The sequence below is a fragment of the Nonomuraea sp. NPDC005501 genome (genome assembly GCF_040605905.1).
Lineage (GTDB): Bacteria > Actinomycetota > Actinomycetes > Streptosporangiales > Streptosporangiaceae > Nonomuraea.
Window position 1 is genome coordinate 60,443 of record NZ_JBEXDT010000016.1, and the last position, 20,730, is coordinate 81,172.

At 74.1% G+C, this 20,730-nt stretch carries 15 protein-coding genes; 8 read left to right on the top strand and 7 right to left on the bottom strand.

The features are described 5' to 3' along the window. Nucleotides 1-150 precede the first annotated feature (150 nt). Together tuf and ABZS51_RS11700 are read left to right on the top strand one after the other, a co-directional pair. Nucleotides 151-1,317 carry an elongation factor Tu gene (gene tuf / locus ABZS51_RS11695; RefSeq protein ID WP_355438877.1) on the top strand — a complete coding sequence of 389 codons (1,167 nt, stop codon included), beginning with the start codon at nt 151-153 and terminating at the stop codon, nt 1,315-1,317. Nucleotides 1,318-1,395: 78 nt separating this feature from the next. Beyond that, the gene (locus ABZS51_RS11700; protein ID WP_355438879.1) at nt 1,396-1,545 is read left to right on the top strand and encodes a hypothetical protein; all 150 of its coding nucleotides are present in this window, start codon (nt 1,396-1,398) and stop codon (nt 1,543-1,545) included. A gap of 82 nt (nt 1,546-1,627) precedes the next feature. Here the strand turns inward: ABZS51_RS11700 and ABZS51_RS11705 are convergent, their stop codons facing one another. Then, nucleotides 1,628-4,438 (bottom strand): glycoside hydrolase family 2 TIM barrel-domain containing protein, encoded by a 2,811-nt coding sequence (locus tag ABZS51_RS11705; RefSeq protein WP_355438881.1) that lies wholly within the window; start codon nt 4,436-4,438, stop codon nt 1,628-1,630. Nucleotides 4,439-4,624: 186 nt separating this feature from the next. On the opposite strand from ABZS51_RS11705, the gene ABZS51_RS11710 reads away from it, so the two are divergent. Then, entirely contained in the window at nt 4,625-7,555 is a 2,931-nt protein-coding gene (locus tag ABZS51_RS11710) for an FAD-linked oxidase C-terminal domain-containing protein (RefSeq protein ID WP_355438883.1), read from the top strand. 87 nt (nt 7,556-7,642) lie between these two features. Beyond that, nucleotides 7,643-8,590, top strand: a complete 948-nt coding sequence (locus tag ABZS51_RS11715) for a D-2-hydroxyacid dehydrogenase family protein (protein ID WP_355438885.1) — start codon at nt 7,643-7,645, stop codon at nt 8,588-8,590. Here ABZS51_RS11715 and ABZS51_RS11720 read toward each other — a convergent pair. Both ABZS51_RS11720 and ABZS51_RS11725 read right to left on the bottom strand, forming a co-directional pair. Next, the gene (locus ABZS51_RS11720; RefSeq protein ID WP_355438888.1) at nt 8,580-9,788 is read right to left on the bottom strand and encodes an amidohydrolase family protein; all 1,209 of its coding nucleotides are present in this window, start codon (nt 9,786-9,788) and stop codon (nt 8,580-8,582) included. The genes ABZS51_RS11715 and ABZS51_RS11720 overlap by 11 nt on opposite strands. A 96-nt stretch (nt 9,789-9,884) precedes the next feature. After that, nucleotides 9,885-10,292 carry a hypothetical protein gene (locus ABZS51_RS11725; RefSeq protein WP_355438890.1) on the bottom strand — a complete coding sequence of 136 codons (408 nt, stop codon included), beginning with the start codon at nt 10,290-10,292 and terminating at the stop codon, nt 9,885-9,887. 201 nt (nt 10,293-10,493) lie between these two features. Between ABZS51_RS11725 and ABZS51_RS11730 the strand changes: the two genes are divergently transcribed. Continuing rightward, nucleotides 10,494-10,646: a hypothetical protein gene (locus tag ABZS51_RS11730; protein ID WP_355438892.1), complete on the top strand. Its 153-nt coding sequence runs from the start codon at nt 10,494-10,496 to the stop codon at nt 10,644-10,646. A 64-nt stretch (nt 10,647-10,710) separates the two neighbouring features. Here the strand turns inward: ABZS51_RS11730 and ABZS51_RS11735 are convergent, their stop codons facing one another. Together ABZS51_RS11735 and ABZS51_RS11740 are read right to left on the bottom strand one after the other, a co-directional pair. After that, nucleotides 10,711-14,115 (bottom strand): phosphodiester glycosidase family protein, encoded by a 3,405-nt coding sequence (locus ABZS51_RS11735; protein ID WP_355438894.1) that lies wholly within the window; start codon nt 14,113-14,115, stop codon nt 10,711-10,713. An 85-nt stretch (nt 14,116-14,200) separates the two neighbouring features. Beyond that, on the bottom strand, nt 14,201-16,396 hold the full coding sequence (locus tag ABZS51_RS11740; RefSeq protein WP_355438896.1) for a hypothetical protein: 2,196 nt from the start codon (nt 16,394-16,396) through the stop codon (nt 14,201-14,203). A gap of 514 nt (nt 16,397-16,910) precedes the next feature. On the opposite strand from ABZS51_RS11740, the gene ABZS51_RS11745 reads away from it, so the two are divergent. Continuing rightward, on the top strand, nt 16,911-17,624 hold the full coding sequence (locus tag ABZS51_RS11745) for a hypothetical protein (RefSeq protein ID WP_355438898.1): 714 nt from the start codon (nt 16,911-16,913) through the stop codon (nt 17,622-17,624). A gap of 231 nt (nt 17,625-17,855) precedes the next feature. Continuing rightward, nucleotides 17,856-18,578: a VIT1/CCC1 transporter family protein gene (locus tag ABZS51_RS11750; protein WP_310710113.1), complete on the top strand. Its 723-nt coding sequence runs from the start codon at nt 17,856-17,858 to the stop codon at nt 18,576-18,578. 15 nt (nt 18,579-18,593) lie between these two features. On the opposite strand, the gene ABZS51_RS11755 is transcribed toward ABZS51_RS11750, so the two are convergent. Continuing rightward, nucleotides 18,594-19,070 carry a hypothetical protein gene (locus tag ABZS51_RS11755; RefSeq protein ID WP_310710115.1) on the bottom strand — a complete coding sequence of 159 codons (477 nt, stop codon included), beginning with the start codon at nt 19,068-19,070 and terminating at the stop codon, nt 18,594-18,596. A 249-nt stretch (nt 19,071-19,319) separates the two neighbouring features. On the opposite strand from ABZS51_RS11755, the gene ABZS51_RS11760 reads away from it, so the two are divergent. Further along, a complete protein-coding gene (locus ABZS51_RS11760; RefSeq protein ID WP_355438900.1) occupies nt 19,320-20,309 on the top strand; it encodes an LLM class flavin-dependent oxidoreductase in 990 nt (329 codons plus the stop codon). 66 nt (nt 20,310-20,375) lie between these two features. Here ABZS51_RS11760 and ABZS51_RS11765 read toward each other — a convergent pair whose 3' ends face one another. Then, nucleotides 20,376-20,726: a spore germination protein GerW family protein gene (locus ABZS51_RS11765; protein WP_355438902.1), complete on the bottom strand. Its 351-nt coding sequence runs from the start codon at nt 20,724-20,726 to the stop codon at nt 20,376-20,378. Between the last annotated feature and the right edge of the window lie 4 nt (nt 20,727-20,730).

A 20,730-nucleotide genomic window follows, 5' to 3' on the forward strand; every position in this document is an offset into this window, starting at 1 on the left:
CTTCGCGACGCCCGCCACCGCGGGCGCTTCGCGGCGTGTCCGCGACGGCCTGGAGCGCTGACCTCTTCCCGTGCGTCCGAGTGACCCGGCGGGGGGAGGTCGACGGCCCCACGGGTCACCACCGGGACTCCAGGCTCCAAGGAAGGCATCATGGCCAAGCAGGCCTACGTGCGGAACAAGCCGCACCTCAACATCGGCACGATGGGACACGTCGACCACGGCAAGACCACGCTGACCGCCGCCATCACGAAGGTGCTGGCCGAGCGCGGGCAGGCCACGTACACGCCGTTCGAGCGGATCGACCGCACCCCGGAGGAGCACTCCAGGGGCATCACGATCAACATCTCGCACGTCGAGTACGAGACCGCCAACCGGCACTACGCCCACGTCGACATGCCGGGCCACGCCGACTACGTGAAGAACATGATCACGGGTGCGGCGCAGCTCGACGGCGCCATCCTCGTCGTGTCGGCGCAGGACGGCATCATGCCGCAGACGCGGGAGCACGTGTTGCTCGCCCGGCGCGTCGGCGTCGACCACCTCGTCGTCGCCGTCAACAAGGCCGACGGGGCCGACCCGGAGCTGACCGAGCTCGTCGAGCTGGAGCTGCAGGAGCTCCTCGAGGGCCACGGCTACCGGGACGTCCCGATGGTGCGGGTGTCCGGGCTGCGGGCGCTGGAGGGCGCCGCCGAGTGGACGGCGTCCATCGAGGCGCTGCTGCGGGCCGTGGACGAGCACGTGCCCGTGCCGGTCCGCTACGTGGACGCGCCGTTCCTCATGCCGGTCGAGAACGTGCTCACCGTCACCGGGCGGGGCACGGTCGTCACCGGCGCCATCGAGCGGGGCACCGTCACCGTGGGCGACACGGTGGAGGTGGTCGGTCTCGGCGACGGCCTCACCGCGGTGGTGACCGGGGTGGAGACGTTCGGCCGGACGATGGAGCGGGGCGAGGCCGGGGACAACGCCGCCGTCCTGCTGCGCGGGGTCCGCCGCGACCAGGTGCGGCGTGGCATGGTCCTGGCCGCGCCCGGCAGCCAGCGGGCGCACCGGTCGTTCACGGCCCGGCTCTACCTCCTCACGGCCGAGGAGGGGGGCCGGCGGCGGCCGGTCGCGCCGGGGTACCGGCCGCAGTTCTACCTGCGGACCACGGACGTGCCCGGCGAGCTGGCGCTCGACGGGCCGGCCGAGCCCGGCCAGACCGTGGAGGCGCGGGTCGAGCTGGGCAAGGCCGTCGCGGTCGAGCCGGGGCTCGGCTTCGCGATCCGTGAGGGCGGCCTGACCGTCGGCGCGGGCACGGTCCTCGCCGTCCCCGACTGAGGCACCGGCCTGGCAGGGGAACGCCCGGAAGCGGAGACGCGGCCGCTTCCGGGCGTTCGTCGTGGGTAGGGGAGGCGCATGGCGACGCTCATGGACAAGCTGCGCGCGTACCTGCGCAGCCCTCAGGGACAGCAGACGATCGAGAAGGCCAAGCGGATGGCGAACGATCCGCGCAACCAGGACAAGGCGCGGCGGTTCCTCGACAAGTTCCGCACCAAGCGCCCCTGATCCGGCCGGCCCTGATCCGGCGCTCCGGGCCGCCCGGACCCCGGGCGGGCCGGAGCCCGCCGGGGCCGGGGTCGTGCGCGGCTCAGGCCGGGTCGAAGCGCAGCCGGAAGGAGGCCGGCTCCGGGCGCAGCTCGTAGGCGGGCAGCGTGCCGGGGCCGCAGCTCGCCGTGCCGATGCCGTGCTGGGCGAGGTCCAGGTTGACGTGAACCCGGTCGCCCGGCACGAGGTCGGGCCGGTGGCGGGCGCGTTCGAGGTCGGCCGTGCTCCACCGCCGGGCCGTGAGCCCGAACACGGGATCTCCCGCCACCCGCACGCCGCGCCCGCCGGAGCCGGTCAGCGTGGCCCAGCGGACCTCCGCCCGGTGACCGTTCTCCTGGGGGCGGACGTACGGGGTCTGCAGCTCCTCGACGGTGGCGGACCAGCGGCCGACCCTGGCCGCCATCCCGGTGTCGGGGTACGCCTCGCCCGGACCCCGTCCGAACCAGGTGACGTCCCCGAGGTCGCCGGGGAGCGCCATGACGACGCCGAGCCTCGGGATCGGGCCGGCCCACTCGCCTTCGGGTTCGACCTCGACGGTGAGCGTGAGGCCGTCGCCGGCGGCCGCCCACCGGTAGGTGACGCGCATGCCGGCGTCGGTGGCGGCGGGCGCCACCCGGGTGCGTACGACGAGCCCGTCCGGCTCCGGCACAGCCACCTCGTCCACGCGGTGGGTGAGCCGGTGCAGGCCGGCCTCCCGCCACGCGGCGGCGAGGCCGCCGTACCGGTCGTTGTCGGTGGGCGCCCGCCACAGCTCCAGGCGGGGCCCGTCGACGTCCAGCCCGAACAGCCGGACGAGCCGCCCGCTGCCGGCGTCGAACCGCCCTCCTCCGACGGCGATCTCCCCGGCGACCGTGACCGGCGAGACGCTCGCGCCCGCCCGAGGTGCCGGATCCCCGGCGGCGTTCCCGGCAGGGGCCAGGCGGGTCTGCCCCCACGCGACCTCGTGCCCGGCCTCGGCCCACGGCTCGTCGGCGGCCAGCACGGCGCGCACGGTCAGCCACCGCTCCCCTGCCCCCTCCGGCAGGTCGGGCAGCTTGACCTCGCCGCCCCCGGCGGGGACGTCGAGCGTGAACCGCGTCAGCGGCTCACCGTCCGCCTCCACCGTGGCGTGGAAGTCCAGGTGCGACAGGTCGCGGAAGCCGTACCCACCGCTCACCCGCACGATCCCGTCGCCGAACGCGAAGCGGACCGGCTCGAAGACCTTCTTGAGGTCCAGCAGCCCGGGCGACGGCGTGCGGTCGGGGAAGACCAGCCCGTCGATGACGAAGTTGCCGTCGTGGACCGGCTCGCCGTAGTCGCCGCCGTAGGCGTACTCCAGCTCAGGGTGGGCGAGCCCGTGGTCGATCCACTCCCAGACGAACCCGCCGGCCAGCCGCGGGTACCGCTCGAACAGCTCCTGGTACTCGGCCAGGCCGCCGGGTCCGAGCCCCATGGCGTGGGCGTACTCGCACTGCATGAACGGCATGCGCCGCCGTCGCGCGTCGAGCTCGGGGTCGGGCAGCGGATCCTCGGTGCCGCGCCCGATGGCCTCGACCTCGGCGTGGCCCGCGTACATCCGGGAGTACACGTCGGCGTTCGCGCACGACCAGTCGCCCTCGTAGTGGATCGGCCGGGACGGGTCGCGCTCGCGCGTCCAGTCGGCCATGACGGCGAGGTTGCGGCCGACGCCCGCCTCGTTGCCGAGCGACCACATGATGACGCTCGGGTGGTTCTTGTCGCGCTCGACCGTGCGGCGCATGCGGTCGAGGTACGCCTCGGCCCAGCGCGGGTCGTCGGTGGGGTTGGCGCGCCAGGCGACCTGGCCGAAGCCGTGGGTCTCCAGGTCGCACTCGTCCACGACCCACAGGCCCAGCTCGTCGCACAGGTCGAGGAAGTCGGGGTGCGGCGGGTAGTGGCTGGTGCGCACGGCGTTGACGTTGTGCCGCTTCATCAGCAGGACGTCCTGCCGCATGGTCTCGTACGGCACGGCGCGCCCGTGCTCGGGGTGGAACTCGTGCCGGTTCACGCCCTTGAGCAGCAGCGGCCGGCCGTTGGCGAGCAGGACGCCGTCCTCGATGGAGATCGTCCGGAATCCCACGCGCAGCCGCACGGTCTCCCCGGGGCAGGCCACGGCGGCGTCGTAGAGGCGCGGCGTCTCGGCAGTCCACGGCTCCACGTCCAGGGTGACCGGGGTGCCGGGCTCCAGGCCGTCGACGCCCAGCTCGGGCACGCTGAGCAGGCCGGGGCCGTCGAAGCTCAGCGTTCCCCGGCCGTCCTCGTACGAGGCTCGGACGAACACGTCGGCGGTGGACCGGGTGAGCGTGACGTCCCGGAAGATGCCGGGAAGCCACCACATGTCCTGGTCCTCCAGGTAGCTGGCGGCCGACCACTGGTGGACGCGGACGGCCAGCACGTTGCGGCCCGGCCGCAGGTACGGGCCGGCGTCGAACTCGGCGGCGAGCCGGCTGCCGGTGGTGAAGCCCAGCTCGTGGCCGTTGAGCCAGACCCGGGCGTACGACTCGACGCCCTCGAACCGGAGCCGCCCGCCGCTCCACCCCTCGGGCAGGTCGAAGGCGCGCCGGTAGTCACCGGTGGGGTTCTCGGTCGGAACGTGGGGCGGGTCGATCGGGAACGGGTAGGAGACGTTGGTGTAGGCAGGGGCGCCGTGGCCGTGCAGCGGCCAGTGCGACGGCACGGGCAGCTCGTCCCACGCGGAGTCGTCGTGGCCGGGGTCGGCGAAGTCCTCCGGCACGGCGGCCGTCGGCGACAGGCGGAAGCGCCACGTGCCGTTGAGGTCGAGGGAGGGGGCGTCGGAACGCAGAGCCGCCCGGGGCGCCAGGCGGCCCGAGCCAGGAGTGAAGTGTGCGAGATCCATCGCCGCCTGAGCCTAGAGGTTCCAGCCTGTTTCGTCAGCGATGAGTTCGGCGTCACGGATGTGGCGCCCCTCCGGATTGACGGCCTGCGGGGAACGCAGCGCAAGCGTTGCTTGGGCTTGAGCGGGGATCCGCCGGTCCGCGGGGCTTGGTTTCGGCCCGGCAGCCCCGCAAGGTGAGACGGAAAGATGCGAACGAACAGGGAGCACACGGTGGGCACGCCCGCCGGCACCCGTACGACCGCGCAGGGCGACACCGGGGCCGCCGGTGAGCTCGCGCGGCTCGTGGCGGCGCTGCGCGCGGCGGGGTGCGGCGAGGTGGCGGCCGACGCGGGTCGGCGCGCCCAGTACGCCGCCGACGCCTCCAACTACCGGCGGGTCCCGATGGCCGTGGTGTTCCCCCGCGAGCGGCGGCACGTCATCGAGGCGGTGGCGGTGTGCCGCCGCCTGGGCGTGCCGATCACGTCGCGCGGCGCCGGCACCAGCACCTCCGGGCAGGCCGTCGGCTCGGGCGTGGTCCTCGACTTCTCCCGGTACCTCAACCGCGTCCTCGCGGTGGACCCCGAGGCGCGCACGGCGACCGTCGAGCCGGGAACCGTCCTGGACGACCTCCAGAAGGCCGCCGCCGCGCACGGACTGGTGTTCGGCGCGGACCCGTCCACGCACAGCCGCTGCACGCTCGGCGGCATGATCGGCAACAACGCCTGCGGCTCGCACTCTCTGGCCTGGGGGCGTACCGCCGACAACCTGGTGGCGCTGGAGGTCCTCACCTACTCCGGGACCGTGATGACGGTCGGCGCGATGACGGAGCAGGAGATCCGGGCGGCCGTCGCGGAGGGCGGCGAGCGCGGCCGGCTGGTCGGCGCGCTGGCGGAGCTGGCCCGCCGCAACCTGGCCACGCTGCGGACCGGGCTCGGCCGCTTCCCCCGGCAGGTGTCGGGCTACGCGCTGGAGCACCTGCTGCCCGAGCACGGGTTCCACCTGGCCAGGGCGCTGGCCGGCAGCGAGGGCACGTGCGCGGTGATCCTGTCGGCGACCGTGCGCCTGGTCGCGCCGCCGCCGGCGCGGGCCCTGGTCGTCCTCGGGTTCGCCGGCGCGGGTGAGGCGGCGGACGCGGTCCCCGCGCTGCTGGCGCACCGGCCGCTGGCCCTGGAGGGGCTGGACCGGGCGCTGACCGGCATCGTGACCCGGCCGGCTACCCGGGCCGAGATCGAGGCGCTGCCCGCGGGCCAGGCGTGGCTGTTCGCGGAGCTGGGCGGCGACCCGGCCGAGCTACCGGAGCGGGCGCGGGCGCTGTGCGAGGCGGCCGGGCGGTCGGCCGGGTCCACCGGCGCGCTGACCGTCACCGACCCCGGGCGGGCGCGGCGGCTGTGGCGGATCCGAGAGGACGGGGCCGGCCTGGCGACCCGGCTGCCCGACGGGTCGGAGGCGTGGCCCGGCTGGGAGGACGCCGCGGTGCCGCCCGCGCGGCTCGGCTCGTACCTGCGCGGTTTCACCGCCCTCATGGACCGGTACGGGCTGCGCGGCGCGGTGTACGGCCACTTCGGCGAGGGCTGCCTGCACGTGCGCATCGACTTCGACTTCGGCACCGAGGCCGGCGTGGCCCGGTTCCGGTCCTTCCTCACGGACGCGGCGCGCCTGGTGGCCGAGCACGGCGGCTCGCTGTCCGGCGAGTACGGCGACGGACAGGCCCGCTCCGAGCTGCTGCCGCTCATGTACGGGCCGGAGGTCATGGCGCTGTTCGAGCGGTTCAAGGACCTGTGGGACCCGGGCGGCGGCCTCAACCCCGGCATGATCGTCCGGGCCCGGCCGGTGGACGGCGACCTGCGGGTGGACCCGCGCCGGCCCTCGGTCCCGCTGGCCACCGTGCTGCCGCTCGGCTCCGACGGCGGCGACCTGGCCAGGGCGGCCCGCCGCTGCGTCGGCGTCGGCAAGTGCCGCACCGCCGATCACCGGGGCGAGGTGATGTGCCCCAGCTACCGCGTCACCCTGGACGAGAAGGACTCCACGCGCGGCCGCGCCCGCCTGCTGTACGAGATGACGCAGGGCCAGGTGATCACCACGGGGTGGCGCTCGCCGGAGGTGCTCGACGCGCTCGACCTGTGCCTGTCGTGCAAGGGGTGCAGCGTGGACTGCCCCGTCGGCGTGGACGTGGCCACCTACAAGTCCGAGTTCCTGCACCACCACTACCGCCGCCGGCCGCGGCCCGCCTCGCACTACTCGATGGGCTGGCTGCCGCTGCTCGCCCGGCCCGCCTCACGGATGCCGCGCCTGGTCAACGCCGTGCTGTCCTCGCCTCTGTCCCCGCTGATCAAGCGGCTCGGCGGGGTCGCGCGCGAGCGGGAGCTGCCCCGCTTCGCCGGCGAGACGTTCCTGACGTGGTTCCGGCGGCGGCCGTCCCCCGCCGGCGAGGCGACGCGTGGGCCGGTCATGCTCTGGGTGGACTCCTTCGACAACCACTTCAGCCCGTCGGTGCTGCGCGCCGGCGTGCGGGTGCTGGAGAGCGCCGGGTACGAGGTCCGCGTGCCGCCGGGCACGCAGTGCTGCGGGCTGACCTGGTTCACGACCGGCCAGCTCGGCACGGCCCGCCGCCTCGGCCGCCGGACCCTGGACGCGCTCGGGCCGGCGCTGGAGGAGGGCGTGCCGGTGGTCGGGCTGGAGCCCAGCTGCACCGCGATGCTGAGGACGGACCTGCCGGAGCTGCTCCACGGGGACGGACGGGCCCGCCTGCTCACCGGGGCCACCGTGGGCCTGGCCGAGCTGCTGGTCCGCTCCGGGTGGGAGCCGCCCGGGGCCGGCGGCCGTTCGATCAGCCAGACCCACTGCCACCAGCACGCGACCAGCGGCTTCGACGCCGACGCGGAGCTGCTGCGGCGCATGGGCGTGGACAACACGGCGCTGAGGTCCGGGTGCTGCGGGCTGGCCGGCAACTTCGGCTTCGAGCGGGGCCACTACGAGGTGTCGGTGGCGGCGGGCGAGCAGGTGCTCCTGCCGGCCGTACGGGCCGCCGCGCCGGACACGGCGGTGCTGGCGGACGGCTTCAGCTGCCGCACCCAGATCGCCCAGGGCACCGGCCGCCGGGCCACCCACCTCGCCGAGCTGATCGCCGAAGCACTCTGACCCCTTCGCCCGCCGCGTCGCTCACGTCCCCACCGCGCACCGGCCCCGTCAGGGCCGCCCCCGGGAGTCCCGGTAACGTCCACGGACATGATGCGTTGCCTGATTCTCGATGACTACCAGGGTGTCGCCCTCACCATGGCCGACTGGTCGGCCGTGGAGGCGCGGAGCCTGCGCGAGCACATCACCGACCACGACGACCTGGTCCGGGCCGCCGAGGACTGCGAGATCGTGATGATCATGAGGGAGCGGACGCCCTTTCCCGCCTCGCTGTTCGCCCGGCTGCCCGAGCTGCGTCTGCTGATCACCTCGGGCATGCGCAACGCGGCCGTCGACCTGGAGGCCGCCTCCGCCCACGGCGTCACGGTGTGCGGCACGGCCAGCAGCCCCACCCCGCCCGCCGAGCTCACCTGGGCCCTGATCCTCGGCCTGGCGCGCCGGCTGGTCCCGGAGGCGACGTCGCTGCGCGAGAACGGCCCCTGGCAGCGGAGCGTCGGGCTGGACCTGCACGGGAGCACCCTCGGGCTGCTCGGCCTGGGCAAGATCGGTCGCCAGGTCGCCCGGGTGGGGCAGGCGTTCGGCATGAACGTGGTCGCGTGGAGCCAGAACCTCACCGCGGAACGGACCGACCCTCTCGGTGTGCGGCTCGCGGCCTCCAAGGACGCGCTGATGGCCGGGTCCGACATCGTCTCGGTCCACCTGGTTCTCGGCGAACGCACCCGCGGCCTGGTGGGCCGCCACGAGCTGGGCCTGATGCGCCCGACGGCCTACCTGGTCAACACCTCGCGCGCGGCCATCGTCGACCAGGAAGCCCTCGTGGAGGCTCTCCGCGCCGGCTCCATCGCCGGCGCCGGGCTGGACGTCTTCGACACCGAGCCGCTGCCGGGCGACCACCCGCTGCGCACCCTGCCCGACGTGCTCGCCACGCCGCACCTCGGCTACGTCACCACAGGCAACTACCGGACGTACTACCGGGAGGCGGTCGAGGACATCCACGCCTTCCTCGCCGGTGAGCCGATACGCCTGCTCAACCCCTGAGCCTGTCCCCCTCACGCCGGCCGGAGCGCGCTCGCGACGCGGCGGCGGCGCCGGACAGGCCGTACACGCGGGCGGCGTTCTCGGCGCCCACCAGGGACGCCACCCGCGCCGCCTGGCCGGCCGACCACTCCCCCTCCGCCACGAACCCGCCCAGCACCAGCGCCGTCGCGCGCCGCCACAGCGTCGCGCCCAGGTGGTGCAGCTCGGCCGGCCCCCAGGCGTCGGAGGAGAACAGCAGCTTGGCGAACGGCGCCACCTCCAGGCTCTCCGCCACCAGCGCGGCGGCGCGGGCGCCGGTGTAGGTGACGCCCAGCCCCACGTCGAGGTGGACGTTCGGGTAGGCGTGGGCGAGGTGGCCGGCGTTGCGGTGGTACGGGTAGCAGTGGAGGAGCATCAGCGGGACCCCGGTCGGCTCGGCCCGCTCGATGAGCCCCCGCAGCAGCAGCGGGTCCGCCCGGCGCAGGTCCACGTCGGGATCGCCGAAGCCGGTGTGGAACTGGAGCGGCAGACCGCGTTCCAGACCCGTCCAGATGAGGTGCCGCAGCAGCACGGGATCCGTGACCCTCCACCTCGCCTCGCCCGGGCCGCTCGCCTCCGCCTCCGCCAGCCAGCGGCCGGCCGCCTCGGTGACCTCGGCCGCCGAGGGCGGGGACGGGTCGAACTCCAGGCCGTGCCGGTAGGCCACGACGGTCTTCAGGCCGCGCGCCGTACGGGACCGCTCCCCCAGGGCCTCGGCGAACCGCCGCGCGAACGCGCCCGCCCCGCAGCCGGACGCGGCCACCCGCTCGGCGACCTGCTCCAGGCGCACGACCTCGTCCACGGGCACGCCGGTGACCTCGGCCATGCCGGCCGGCCCCAGGATCTCCTCGCCCCGGTAGCCCGTCTCCAGCAGGTAGTGGCCGACGCCCGCGGCGCCGAGGAGCCGCCGGTTGACCTCACCGGCGCCCAGCCGGGCCCGGCGCGCCAGGTACTCCTCGGGCGAAGGGTGCGGGTCGAGGCCCAGCACGGGGGCGCAGTGCCGGAGGATGGCGTGTCCGAGCTGCGAGTCGAAGGAGGTCATCCAGCCCGGCACCGGCCGGTCCGACTCGGTGATCAGCTCCTCGAACGCGCGGCGGGACAGGTCGTGCGCGGTGGCGCCGTGGACGTGGTGGTCCACCAGGGGCAGGTCGTCGATGATCTCGGTGAGGTCGGCGGCCATCGGCGCTCCTCCGCTGGTTCGGCACCGCTCCGCTCCCGCCGTACCCGCCGTTCACCCGCCCCATGCCACCGGGCGGCCCGCCTGGGCCGCGGGGCGCTACCTGACCTTGATCGTCGTCGCCATCCCGTGCGCGCGGTGCGCGTCGACCGGGCACCACAGGTGGTACATCCCCTTGCGCAGCGTGACCGACAGCGACGTCCGGCCGCCGGGCGGAATGATCGCGGACGTCGCGGCGACATGAGGCCCCTTGATCGACAGACCGTGCGGGACGTGGCCGGCGTTGCGGATCCTGAACGTGTGGGCGCCGGGCCGGAAGTGGGCCGTCGAGAGCGCCAGGTGGAACTCCGTCTCCGTCACCACGACGGTCGTGCTCGCCCGGGCCCGGGCCTGGGCCTGGGGCGCCGCCGCCCCGATCGTCCCCCCGTACGCCGCCAGCGTCACCGCGGCGACGACGAGTCCCGCCGCCGGGCGCCGCGTGCCTCCACGAAGAAGCGCAACAGACATGATCGCCATCCCTTCATCGCGTGGACCGATGACCGCCATGGCCGCCCCCTGCCTGCCCGGCCGCGCGTCACGCTATCCCCACGCGACGCCCATCACTGCGCACGGATCGGGTCGCCACCGGCGCGTCGCCCGCGTCCTGGTTCACCGCGACCCTGCGGGTAGGTAAGTCCTGCACGCCTCAGCTCGGGGGGAGGTGCGGCGGTGCTGACGGAATTCGATACCGCCATGCTGATTCCGATCGGCGTCCTGCTCGTGGTGATCGCGGTCCTCAAGATTGAGAGCGTCATCACCGCCCGGAACGAGCGCCGCAACCGCAGAGATGCCGGCGACTCCTCCGACGAGGGCGGACCGTGACCCCGTCCGGGACCGGTGAGCCCCGCGAGGGCGCCCGCCGGGTGAGGCGAGCGCCCTCGGGGCGTCAGGCGGCTGCCTTGGCCGAGATCGCGACCGTGGCCTGGCGGGTGACCCCGCTGACCGTGACCGCGACCGTCACCTGTCCCGCGCGCCGCGCCGTCAGCGTGCCCGTCTCCGGGTCGAGCACCGCCACGTGCCACGGCTTGGCCGTCCGGGCGGGGCCGACGTGCAGGTTGGGCGAGCCCGACCAGGCGGCCGACACCGGGTAGGAGGCCGGCACGGCCCGCGTCCCCTGCTTGACCTCTGCCGTGACCCGGCCGGTGCCGCCGGGGGCGAGCGTGGCGGGCACCGTGAGCGTGAGCTCGTCCACGTGCGGCCGCACCTGCGTGCCGATCCAGGCCGGCGCGTCCACGAACCAGTTCCGCTTGACCTGCTCGGCCTCCTTCGGCGTCACCGGGTCCACGCCCCACAGCGACCAGCCGGTGAACCCGCCGTCATCGGCGGAGGTGGCGGGGTTCTTGCCGGAGTTGCCGTTGATGAAGTACGGCACCGCGTCCACCCGCGAGGCGTGGAAGGTGCCGACGTGCGCGCCGATGTAGGCGGCGCCCTTGCCGGTGGTCCGCTGGAAGTCGGCGAGCCACTGCTCGACCAGCGCGGCCTCCTTGCGGTCGCCGAGCTGGCTGCCCTTGCCGGGCGTGGGGTCGCGCGGCGGCACGTGGAACAGCACCGCCACCGACCCGACCGAGGCGTCGCGGGCCGCGGCGTCGAGCTGCGAACGCAGCAGCGCCACCTGCTCGAAGCCGCCGCCGCGCAGGTTGAGGCGCGAGGTGTCGAGCGTGACGAACCGGGTGCCCTTGTGGTCGAACGTCCCGTACGTGTCGCCGAACACGGCCTCGAAGTTGTCGATCTTGCCGCCCATGACCTCGTGGTTGCCCGGCACGTAGTGGTACGGCACGGTGCCGCCCAGCTCCTCGTCCAGGATCCGCTTGGCCAGCGCGAAGTCCTCCGGCGACGCCTCGTCGACGAGGTCGCCGTTGATGATCAGGAAGTCGGGCTCGGCCGCCTTGATCTCGCGCAGCGTGCGGCGGGCGTTGCGGACGATGTCGCTGTCGGGGTCGCGGGCGACGAACTGCGCGTCCGACATGACCGCGAACCGCCACGGCATCGCCGCCACGTCCGGCCTGACCACCGGGTCGGCGACCTTGGCGGCGGCCGGGGCCGACACGGACGGCGGCACCTTGGCGACGAGCCCGTCGATGAGGATCTCGTTGGTGTACTTCGTGTCGGCGCGCGTCTCGGCCACATAGAAGCGCCGCAGGCGCAGCGGGTAGTTGACGCCCGCCGGCACGGCGAACTCGACGTACTTCCAGCCGGTCCACGTCATGTACGGCCCGCGCAGGATCTGCGACTGGCCGAGCGCGTCGTAGAACTCCAGGCTGGGCCACTCCCCCTTGCCGGTGGAGTTGATCCACATCCCGAAGCCCTGCGGCTGCCCCGGCACCACGATCTGCTGCGGCGGGCTGGCGTACGCGGCGCGGGTGGCGGTGGACTGGGTGAAGTCGTAGGACAGCTTGAGGCCGCCCCCGCTCTGCCCGGTCGCGGCCGACAGCGAGCCGGTGGCGCGGGCGGCGGCGAACGTCCAGGACGCGGCGTCGTCGAACCCGGCGACCGGCTTGTCCTCGAAGCCGACGGTGACGGGCACGGCGGCGCTGACCTGGCCCACCTTGGCGGTGATGAGCCCGGAGCCGGTCTCCTTCCTGGCCTTGACCGTGAAGTAGCCCTGGTCGGCCGGGGTCACCTCGAACAGGTCCTTGTCGTACGACAGGGACAGGTCGGCGGGCTCGATGGGCGCGGAGTTGCCGTTGCGGTCGTAGCCGACGACGCCGAACGAGGCGGTGCCCGAGGCGCCGGGCAGGCCGACGCGGTCGGTGGTGAGGCCGAGCCGCTGGAGCGGCTGGAGCACGGTCAGCTCCAGCGTGCCCTTGGCGGCGCCGCGGGAGGCGGTGACGGTGGTCTGGCCGGGCACGAGCGCGTGGAATCTGCCGTCGCGGACGACGCCGTGGACGGCCGGCTCGGAGCGCCACGACGGGGTGCCGGCGGCCGGGCCGTACGTCTCGTCGTAGCCGGCGGCGCTCAGCCGCCTGGTGAGGCCGGGGAAGACGCGGTCGGGCCGGCCGCCCGCGACGGGGCCGGTGCCGGGCACGCGCGACGGGTCCCCGGCGGTCTCCAGCCAGAAGCCCTTCAGCTTGCCGCTGCCCTCGGGCGCGAACAGGGCCAGGCCGTTGGGCACGTGCCGCTCGCCGCCGTCGGACGGGCTGTTCTCGACCTGGACGGCGGCCTGGCCGGGCTCGCGGGCCAGCAGCGTGGAGGAGCCGCCGCCGTCCATGTTGAGGGCGTTGGCGGCGCCCAGCTCGGCCATCATGGCGGCCAGCTCGTTCAGGGTGACGCCGCGGCTGTCGGCCTGGCGGCCGTCCACGGTCAGCAGGTACATCTTGCGGCCGTCGGCGGAGAAGCCGACCGCGGTGCGCGGGTGGGCGGCCGGGTCGGACGAGGTCTGCACGACGCCGTCCTTGATCAGCACGTAGTTGCCGCCGACCGCGGCCTTGAGCGTGCTGCCGTCGGACGCCTTGGGCCGGTACGCGACGTCCACGTGGTCGCCGGCCTTGAGCGCGGCCAGCGCGGCGGCGCCGGCGTCGCGGCCGAGCAGGACGGCGGTGCCCGCCGGGATGGCCCCGGTGCCGGCCGCCTGCCGAACCTCGGTGACGACCCCGTCCACCAGCACCACCTCGGTGACGGCGGAGGCGCCCTCGACGGCGCGGGCCCGCGTGTACGAGCCCCACAGCGGCGTGAACAGGCCGACGCCGTCCTTCTGGATGACCTGGTTGAACTGGGTGAGACCGATCGGCGCGCCGCCCGAGGGAGTGGCGGCGCCCTCGAAGTACGCCTTGAGGACGCGGCCGACGCCGTCGCCGGTGATGGCGACCGCGTTCTCGTGGCCGGCCACGGGCGACTGGATCAGGGTGCCGTCCTGGACGCCGACGCCCTGGGCGGCGCCGGAGGCGTTGATGTCGAAGAAGTCGCCGTTGACGGCGGCGACGGCACGGGCCCGCCCGGCCGGGCCGGACAGCGGCTCGGTCTTGGTGACCTCGCCGGAGTACACGTAGTCGGCCTTGGCGCTGCCCAGGTCGGCGGTGAGGGCGTCGCCGCGCAGCCAGCCGAGCGCGTCGTAGCGGTCGAACGAGGTGAGCGAGACGCCGGGGGCGACGGGCCTGGTCCGCTTGTCGGTCTCCAGCCGCTGGGTGGCGGTGGTGGAGGTGGCCGCGGCGTCGGCGAGCAGCGTGGAGGCGGGGGTGTAGGACGACGCCTTGAGCGCGTCCTCGGCGGGAGCTTGGGGGTCGGCCTGCGCCGGGACCGCGACACCTAAGAGGAGCACGGACGCGGCGGCGGCCACGTAACGGAGGGTCTGCACGACCGAACTCAATCGCTCGTGGCTATAACTTTCAAGACTTGGCAATGAACTAAAAGAAAACTTCAGGAGCGAGGGGGGTGGGTGCTCAGGCCGGGGTGGGGGCCGCTCCGCGGCGCTCCACGTCCTGCGCGTCCTCCGCCGCCGCCGCGTCCGCCGGCTTGGCGGCCTCCGGCGAGCGCAGCCCCGCGTACAGGACCAGCGGCACGGCCAAGGACACGGCCATGGACAGCACCGCCGTGCCGGAGTCGTTGACGAGCATGCCCACCACGCCGCTGACCAGCGCGCCCACCAGGCCGGCCCGCAGCATCGGGGCCCGGGCGAACGCCTGCGGCACCAGGCCCGCGCTCACCTTGGCCGGCCGCAGCAGCGCGAACACCAGGAACGCCAACCCGACGATCACGATCGGCATGAGGTTGGGCGACAGCATGGTGTTGAGCATCGCGCCGAGCTTGCGGCCGATCATCGGCAGGAACGTCCCGTCGATCACCTGGCCGACGAACCGGCCGAGGTGGGTCTGCGCCGCGACGGGCCGCGTGTGGTCCAGGATCGCGATGATCGACACCGCCACGCCGCCCAGCACGCAGAACCCGGCCAGCTTGACCACCGACACCCGCTTGCCGGCCACCAGCATCGCCGTCACCGCGATCCCGGGCACGAACGCGATCACGCCGCCGAAGTCGCTGCCCACGCCGGGCCAGCCGGCCAGCAGCATCGCGATCAGGCCGAGCGTGGAGACCAGCGCCACCGCCACCCTCCTGCGCCCGACGCGCACCAGGTGGTCGGCGGCGACGGCGGTCACCATGAGCACGGCGGTGGCCAGCAGCGCGAACGGGATGTTGGCCAGCCCGTAGTAGCGGCCGCCCACCACGGCGGTGTAGCCCATGAGGCTGTTGAACTGCAGGGTCGTACCGCTCAGCAGGTCGCCGACCAGGGCGGCGGCGGTGACGCCGGCGACCACGGCGGGCGGCCCGAGCGGATGACGCCGCCACGGGCCGGCCAGGGCCGCCGCCACGATCAGGGCGGCCAGGCCCAGCACCCCGCCGACGAGCGCCGCGGCCGGCACACCGGCCCGCACCCACGGCAGCAGGTTCACCAGGTACGTGGAGACGGGGATCGAGGCGACGGCGAGGGCCGCGACGCCCACCGCGTAGGGCCGCCTGCGGCGCGTCAGCAGCAGGTAGGCGACGACGTAGAACGACACCTGAACGACGGCGAACCCGGTGAAGAACAGTCCGGTCGTGGAGCGCACCGTGGTGCCGGTCAGGTCGGCCTCGCGCAGGTGGGCGGCGGCCTCGCCGAGCGGCAGCACGCCGCCGGGCCGCCATGGGACGCCGACGACGGTCGGCGGCGCCTCGATGCCGGCGGCGGCCAGCACGGTGGGCGTGATGTCGGGCAGGATGACGATGTCCTCGCGCCTGGTCGAGGTGGTGCCGAGCAGCGCCCCCGGCTCGGCCCCGGCGCCCTTCCACATCGCGACGCGCAGGTGCGGCACGGTGCCGTGGTCGCCGATGCCGGCCAGGACGACGTCGCTGCCGGCGGGCACCTTGGCGAGCGCCTCGCCGACCTTCGCGTCGGCGGCGCGCACCGCCTCCTCGCGCCGTGCCGGGGTGAGCGCCTCGGGCTCGGCGGGCAGCCTGCCGCCGGAGAGGTACGGGGTGATCAGCTCGTCCACGTCCACGGCCGTCACCCGGCAGCGGGACCAGTCGGCCAGCGCGGCGGGCTCGGGCGCGTACACGTCCACCTTGCCCTCCAGGTCGGCCAGGGCGAGCGCCGCTCCCCCGCCGACCGCCGCCGTGCACTGGCCGGCGGCGTGCACGGCCTGGCCGAGCGTGCCCGCGTACGCGCCGTCGCGCAGGCCGCGCAGCTCCCGGTACCCGGGCACGACCGCGCCCTCGCCGCTGACCTGGGGCTCGGGCGGCAGCCCGCAGCCGTGGCCGACCGCGGAGCGGACGCCGGACGACACGGTCAGCCAGCCGTCGTACGGGCAGGCGACGGTGCCGACGGTCTTGACCGACACCGAGCCGAGCGCGCTCTGACCGGCCAGCCGCCACAGGTTGGGCGTGCGGGCCGGGTCGAGGTCGTCCCAGTGCAGGCCGGGCACGCCCACGAACACGACCCGCCCCTCGCCGGCCGTCCCCGCCGGACCCGTGGAGAGCGCCGCCGTCTGCGGCGTCCGCGCCGTGTCCATGACCTCGGCGACCTCGGCCGCGGCGGGCTGTGCCAACCACAGCGTCGTCGCGGCAGCGAGCAGCAGCGCCCACCTCACCGTCGGTGCCCCCATCCGGATGAGGAGCCCCGCGCGGCTGTGGCAACCCCGGCCGCCGCCCGGTGCTCAAGTCGAGAAGTGTCGGCAACCTAGCACGGGCCCGTCCCCGGGCGCTCTCCTTTTCGATCTCTGTGATCGTGCTGTCGGCCTTGGGTTCTCCTGGTGGCGAGGACGCCGCCGCGGACCGTTCACGCCTCGCCGATGACCCGGCGCCCCCTGTCCCGATGTCTCCGACCAGCTACCTACCCGGCGGGCCCACCCGCAGAACCCGCCCGCCCGAGCCGGACAGCGGCGACAAGCCGTCCACCGGCGCCGGGCGCGAAAAGACATACCCATGCGTTCGGGTCGGCGGCCACGGGCGTCACCCGGCTTGCCCGCGAAGGCGAAGGCGACGACGGGAGCCGGGCCAGTGGACGCGAACGGCGGCCTCGGGGGTCCGGGTGCGTACGACGGGAACATCCCATCACTGGCGCTCACGCGATCTGCGGCGCAGACTGGAAAGACGGCGATCCGTCGAGTTGGAGCACCCGTGGACAATCACCTTGATCTCATGCCGGTCCTGTCCCGAGGGAGACATCGCAACCCGAAGCGCGGTGCCTGCTTCATGGAGCTGGCGTCCTATCTCGCCGGCGAGCGGTGGAGCGACCACCCGGCCTGCACGCACCCGCTGCTGGCCGCGCTCGCCCGCCTGGTCAACGACAACACGAGCGACGACAAGCGGGGTGAGCTCATCGGGCTCGTCCCGTCCATCATCGGCCTGGCCAGCGACGACCTGCGCGTCGACGCCCGGATCGCGATCAGGTGCGCGACGACGGCGCTGCCGGTGGCCGCCGCCGAACGGCAACTGGCGCTGGCGGTGTCCGTGCTGGCGGCCGAGGAGATGCTGTGCCGCCTCGACGGGGTCCCGTCGGGCCGGATGGGCGAGCGCAGCGAATGGGCGATGGCCCAGGTGCCGCGCGCGGCCGAGCAGGCGAGGAACTTCAGCCGGGCGGCGCGCATCACGGAGAAGGGCTTCCGCCGCTACGCCGCGCCCAACGCGGTGCAGCTCTCGGTGGTGGGGATCGTGCAGGCGTGCATCCCCGACCCGGACACGCTGCTGCGGGAGCTGCTGACGGGGGCGATCGCCGACTGCTCGGCGCTCATCCACGGCGTCGCCCTGCCCGCGCCCCGGCACGCCGCCGGACCGGGCGCGGGACGAACTGCCGCGGACCGGGCACGGCCGATCCTGCGCGCCGGCCCCTGAGGTCCGGAGGCCGAATCCGCGAAGGCGGGCGCACGAGCACAGGGATCGCTGCGCCCCCCTTCACGGTCACCCGGTGAGCACGTCCAGGGACGCGACCAGGCCCGATCAGGCGTTCGAGTCGCCTCCCGCTCTCCCGGTAACGCCGCAGGTCAGGCAAGCCTCCCCTTCGTTGCGGCTCCTCCGGAACTATGCCTAAATTTCAGGGAGATATAGGCATTTGGAGGCTTTTTCATGACCGTGGAGCTCGCGCAGCCGTACTCCCCCGAACAGCACCACACCCACCGTGACGTGACCGGCGGGTGGCTGCGGCCGGCCGTGTTCGGCGCCATGGACGGACTCGTCTCCAACTTCGCGTTGATCGCCGGTGTGGTCGGCGCCGCGGGCGCGGGCCGCGGGGCGGTGCTGGCCGGGTTCGCCGGGCTGGTGGCGGGCGCGTGCTCGATGGCCGCCGGCGAGTACACGTCCGTGAAGTCGCAGACCGAGCTGATGCGCGCCGAGATCGCCGTGGAGCGCCGCGAGCTGGCCCGCAACCCGGAGGGCGAGCAGGCCGAGCTGGCCGCGCTCTACCGGGCGCGCGGGCTGGACCCCGAGCTGGCACGCAAGGTCGCGGCGGGGCTGTCGGCCGACCCGGAGCAGGCGCTGCGCGTCCACGTGCGCGAGGAGCTGGGCGTGGACCCCGACGACCTGCCCTCGCCGCGGCTGGCCGCCGCGTCGTCGTTCGGGGCGTTCGCCGTGGGGGCGCTGGTGCCGCTGGCGCCGTTCCTGTTCGGGGCGTCGGGGCTGACGGTGGCGGTGGTGCTGAGCGTGCTGGCGCTGTTCGGGTTCGGCGCGGCGGTGGCGCGCATGACGGCCCGGCCGTGGTGGCTGGGCGGCCTGCGCCAGCTCGCCCTGGGCGTCGGCGCCGCGGCCGTGACCTTCGGCCTGGGCCACCTGCTGGGGGTCACGGTCGCTTAGCGGCGCCCTCGCCGGTCAGCCGCAGTTGGCGAAGCGTCCGCGCTTGGCCGAGGCGATGCCGTAGTCCCTGCGGGTGTCGGTGGTGTAGCCCTCGAAGTCGACGCACTGCTTCTTGCCGTACCCGATGGCGGCCGCGAAGTACTTGTACTTCTTGGCGGTCAGGGTGCCGGGGTCGCGGTAGGCGCCGCCGCCCTGGAGCTTGAGGATGGCCTGGGTGTAGGTGGGGGTGCCGGCGTAGGCCGTCTTGATCACCGTGACGCAGTTGGTCAGGTGGCTGTGGTTCCACATCAGGTAGACGTAGCCCCAGACGGAGTTGCCGTTCTTCAGCGTCCGCTTGTTGTCCGAGACGTGGGTCCAGCCGCCGTACCCGGACTGCTTGGCGCAGGCCGCCTCCGGGGTGTAGCCCGCGGCCAGGGCGGGGGCGGGGTTGATGACGATCGTCCCGGCACCGAGCAGTGCAGCCAGACCGAGAGCCTTCATCGTCTTGCGCATCCGTTCAAACCCTTTCGAGACCGGCCGTGACAGCGGCCGTTACAGCGAGTCGGCATGATCGCCGGCCCGCCGGCCATGCTGCCACAAAGGGCCCCGTGAGGGCATGGGACTTTCGCAGCCCGCCGTCGGCCGCGGCCGTACGCGACCTCCGCGAAATAAGCACGCGCCCGCGGTGGTTGCACAGCGTGCGAGGAACCGGACCGCCGGCCCGCATACCACTGGTCGCCCGCGACGAAAGGCTTGACCCCCATGGCTCTTCCACTCTCGATCCTCGATCTCGCCTACATCGGCGACGGGGAGACGGCGCGCGACAGCCTGAACGCCAGCGTGGACCTGGCCCGGCACGCCGAGGAGTGGGGCTATCGGCGGATCTGGTACGCGGAGCACCACAACATGCCCTCCATCGCGTCCTCGGCGACCAGCGTCCTCATCGCCCACGTGGCCGCGCACACCCGGACGATCCGCCTCGGAGCGGGCGGTGTCATGCTGCCCAACCACGCCCCGCTGACCATCGCCGAGCAGTACGGGACCCTGGAGACCCTGCATCCCGGGCGCATCGATCTCGGCCTCGGCCGGGCGCCCGGCAGCGACCAGCAGACCATGCGGGCCCTGCGCCGCACCCCGATGTCCGCCGACGCCTTCCCGGAGGACGTCCTGGAGCTCCAGGGCTACCTGACGGGCCAGTCCCGCATCCCGGGCGTGGACGCGACGCCCGGGAAGGGCACCGACGTGCCGCTGTACATCCTCGGCTCCTCCCTGTTCGGGGCCACGCTCGCCGCCGCGCTGGGCCTCCCGTACGCCTTCGCCTCCCACTTCGCGCCCACCGCGCTGGAGGAGGCCGTCGCCGTGTACCGGCGCGAGTTCAAGCCGTCCGCGCAGCTGGCGCAGCCGTACGTCATCGCCGGCGTCAACGTCATCGCGGCCGACACCACCGAGGAGGCGCAGGAGCAGTTCCTGGCGGCCAAGCGCATGAGGGTCAGCCGGTTCCTCACCCCCGGCCGCACCCTGACGCCGGAGGAGGCCGACAGCATCCTCCTGTCCCCCGCCGGCCGGCAGATCGCGCAGATGACCACGTACTCGGCCGTCGGGAACCCCGCGGAGGTGGAGGAGTACCTCGCCGGCTTCGCCCGGCTCGCCCAGGCGGACGAGCTGATCGTCGTCTCCGCGGCGCCCGACCGGAAGGCGTGGCTCCGCTCCCTGGAGCTCCTGGCGGACGCCCACGGCCTGCTCCCCGCCTGAGAGTCACCGCTCCTCCCGCCGCACGCCCTCCGCGACGTGCGCAAGGAGCGCTGCGGGTCAATACATCTAGCGGCGGCGCTTCTTGAGGATGGAGCGGAGGGTGAGCAGGAGCACGACGGCGACGATCTGGCCGCCGAGCACGATGCGGTTGACGTCCACCGCGGGCTGCCAGCGCACGTCCCCGTCCTTGATCACGAAGGCGCCCGCGGGCGTGGCGGCGTAGCCGTAGCCGCCGCCGCTGCCCTCCTCCCCGTCCTTCCCTTCCCCTCCCCGGCGGCTGCCGCTGCCGCCACCGCCTCCCCCGAAGACGCGGACGACCGGGACCACGGTGACGTCGCCCTGGCGCAGGGGCTCACCGAAGACCCGTTTCACGTTCGCCGCGTCGCGGGACTTCTCGATCAGCTGCATGATGTCCATCTCG

Excerpts from the sequence above, each read along its gene's own strand:
- tuf (WP_355438877.1), top strand. The coding sequence starts at position 151 with ATGGCCAAGCAGGCCTACGTGCGGAACAAGCCGCACCTCAACATCGGC.
- ABZS51_RS11700 (WP_355438879.1), top strand. The coding sequence starts at position 1,396 with ATGGCGACGCTCATGGACAAGCTGCGCGCGTACCTGCGCAGCCCTCAG.
- ABZS51_RS11705 (WP_355438881.1), bottom strand. The coding sequence starts at position 4,438 with ATGGATCTCGCACACTTCACTCCTGGCTCGGGCCGCCTGGCGCCCCGG.
- ABZS51_RS11710 (WP_355438883.1), top strand. The coding sequence starts at position 4,625 with ATGCGAACGAACAGGGAGCACACGGTGGGCACGCCCGCCGGCACCCGT.
- ABZS51_RS11715 (WP_355438885.1), top strand. The coding sequence starts at position 7,643 with ATGATGCGTTGCCTGATTCTCGATGACTACCAGGGTGTCGCCCTCACC.
- ABZS51_RS11720 (WP_355438888.1), bottom strand. The coding sequence starts at position 9,788 with ATGGCCGCCGACCTCACCGAGATCATCGACGACCTGCCCCTGGTGGAC.
- ABZS51_RS11725 (WP_355438890.1), bottom strand. The coding sequence starts at position 10,292 with ATGTCTGTTGCGCTTCTTCGTGGAGGCACGCGGCGCCCGGCGGCGGGA.
- ABZS51_RS11740 (WP_355438896.1), bottom strand. The coding sequence starts at position 16,396 with ATGGGGGCACCGACGGTGAGGTGGGCGCTGCTGCTCGCTGCCGCGACG.
- ABZS51_RS11750 (WP_310710113.1), top strand. The coding sequence starts at position 17,856 with ATGACCGTGGAGCTCGCGCAGCCGTACTCCCCCGAACAGCACCACACC.
- ABZS51_RS11755 (WP_310710115.1), bottom strand. The coding sequence starts at position 19,070 with ATGCGCAAGACGATGAAGGCTCTCGGTCTGGCTGCACTGCTCGGTGCC.
- ABZS51_RS11760 (WP_355438900.1), top strand. The coding sequence starts at position 19,320 with ATGGCTCTTCCACTCTCGATCCTCGATCTCGCCTACATCGGCGACGGG.
- ABZS51_RS11765 (WP_355438902.1), bottom strand. The coding sequence starts at position 20,726 with ATGGACATCATGCAGCTGATCGAGAAGTCCCGCGACGCGGCGAACGTG.